Annotated in this window: 2 protein-coding genes; both read left to right on the forward strand. The window is 57.9% G+C overall.

Annotation, left to right across the window (positions count from 1 at the left end; genetic code table 11):
- The first annotated feature begins 136 nt into the window (after positions 1 to 136).
- The gene (locus tag J2T21_RS20730) at positions 137 to 721 is read left to right on the forward strand and encodes a hypothetical protein (RefSeq protein ID WP_307584073.1); all 585 of its coding nucleotides are present in this window, start codon (positions 137 to 139) and stop codon (positions 719 to 721) included.
- 251 nt (positions 722 to 972) lie between these two features.
- Positions 973 to 1,527, forward strand: a complete 555-nt coding sequence (locus tag J2T21_RS20735; RefSeq protein WP_307584075.1) for an SRPBCC domain-containing protein — start codon at positions 973 to 975, stop codon at positions 1,525 to 1,527.
- Positions 1,528 to 1,987: the final 460 nt, after the last annotated feature.

The raw sequence follows: 1,987 nt of genomic DNA on the forward strand, positions 1-1,987 counted from the left end.
CCTTGGACCTTGGGCCGGTAGATCGCCCGTGGCGAGCCACCGACACCAAAGTAGACCGGTGAGTACAGTTTGGGCATCTAAATGGATACCCCTTTCTCGGAAATAGCCGCGAGGGAGCGATTGCGGTTAGCGACTCATGGATAGATCCGCTCACATCGGATTGGACGATGCCCGAGCCGCGCTGATCCTGGACAGCGCACAGGATGGAAATCGGAAGCTGGATCTCACCGCGTTCCATGAAACCGCTCAGTCTGCTATGGCCAAAGTCCTGACGCTGGATGTATACGGTGCCTGCCATATGGCGGACCCAGCCACTGTCTCCTCTGTTGCCCGGGCATTGGTAGCGGGCAACGATTCCGCCGGCAATTGTTTGAACGACCCGTTCATGGTTACATCGGCAAACCCGATGGGCTACTCGTTCGTGTGGACGAACACCTGTACCAGGCAAAATGCGGTTCCCGGATATTTGATATTCACGACGGTCGATATCGTGCGTGGAATGCCAGCAACGCCGCCGGCTCGAACGATTCGACGACTTGACAGCTTGCGAAGGCCTTGCACCCAGTTCCACGAACGTCAGAAATTCGCCACGCATGCACCGGTCCGCAGTGGGAAACGCTCGCACAGCCAGCGGTATCAGCCGCTCTGGCATATGCGATTCCAGGGGGTTGCCGTACTCCTTGGCACATCCCTGAGCCAAGAGAACAACTATGTGGGTTGAAGTGCTCCAAGGCTTTCGGACCGGATCTAGAGATCGCCGTTGTGCATGTAGGAGGATTCCTTGCTGCACGCATTCTCGTCCGGCAGGATGTAGTGACGGGAGCCCCTCTCGTTGAACACCTGCAGCCAGCATAAGAAGCCTCCTCTCGTTCGTGCCCCAACTACCCCTGGCGTGGAACACGTGAGGCAGACGCTTCATCAAGCGCTTTGAATACAGCATTGCAAATACGTGAACCATCTTGAAGGAGAACCTTGACCAACCAGAAGCCGGAGAATGCCACCGAGGGAGGACCCGTCATCCACGGGACCCTGGAAATGCTTGAGGATCAGGTATACCTTCGATTCGAGCTCAACTTGGATCATGCAGTCGAGAGTGTGTGGCGGGCGGTCAGCGTACCCGATGAACTTCGGCGATGGTTCCCCGGAGCCGTTGACTGGACCCCAGAATCGGGGGAGACCTTCGAGGCAGGAGGAGCCCTGCTTGAGGTGACCGAAGTTGATGTGCCGCATCACTTGGCCTGGACATATGCCGGCCAATTGCAAAGCTTTGAGCTTGTGGATGTGGGAGACGGTTGCAGGCTTACCTTCGTCCATGTCTTCGATGACCTTCCACTCGCAGCGCAGACGGCAGCGGGGTGGGAAAGCTATCTCATGCGACTTGATCCGCATCTTCGCGGTGAGCACCTAACCGAGGCGAATGCACATGGGCAGTGGGCCGAGATCCATGAACTCTATGCCGAACGTTTCGGAGTTGACCCGGAACCAGGCCGCAAGTTCGCCGAGGCATTGCGTTCGGCCGAATCATGAGACTGCAAATCCGGGCCTTGCCTTGCGCCGGCCCGTTGGCATAGATCCCTTCATGCACTGACGCTCGACCACATCTCTCGTGGAGGGAACGCGGTCCTTCCCGGGTGACGCTCTTCTGTTCAACGGCTGGCCACCGTGACTGAAGCAAGGCGCCATTTGAGTATCAGGCCGCATTGGCCATCTAAGGTGTCGCCGGGCTCACAACGTCATTTTTGGGGTTCCGGTGGCCAAAACTGCCCCCAAGGGCCGTTTCTGGGCTTCTATCCCGCGGTTTTTAGCGAAGAGAGGGCCCGATTTGCCGTGGTGGGAAATGGTGTGTATAGTTTTCTAAGTCGCCGCGAGGGACACAGCGGGAAAGCCGCTGGAGGAATCGCCGGGCGACCGAAATCTCTACCAAAACCCCCACCCAGTTTTTCCCGGTTGCCTTCGTGCGCCGGAAACGACGGCGGGAATCGCATGC

This window comes from Paeniglutamicibacter psychrophenolicus (genome assembly GCF_030812255.1).
GTDB classification, from domain to species: domain Bacteria; phylum Actinomycetota; class Actinomycetes; order Actinomycetales; family Micrococcaceae; genus Paeniglutamicibacter; species Paeniglutamicibacter psychrophenolicus_A.

Bases quoted from the DNA above. Each gene is read 5' to 3' on its own strand.
- J2T21_RS20730 (WP_307584073.1), top strand. From the start codon at position 137: ATGGATAGATCCGCTCACATCGGATTGGACGATGCCCGAGCCGCGCTG.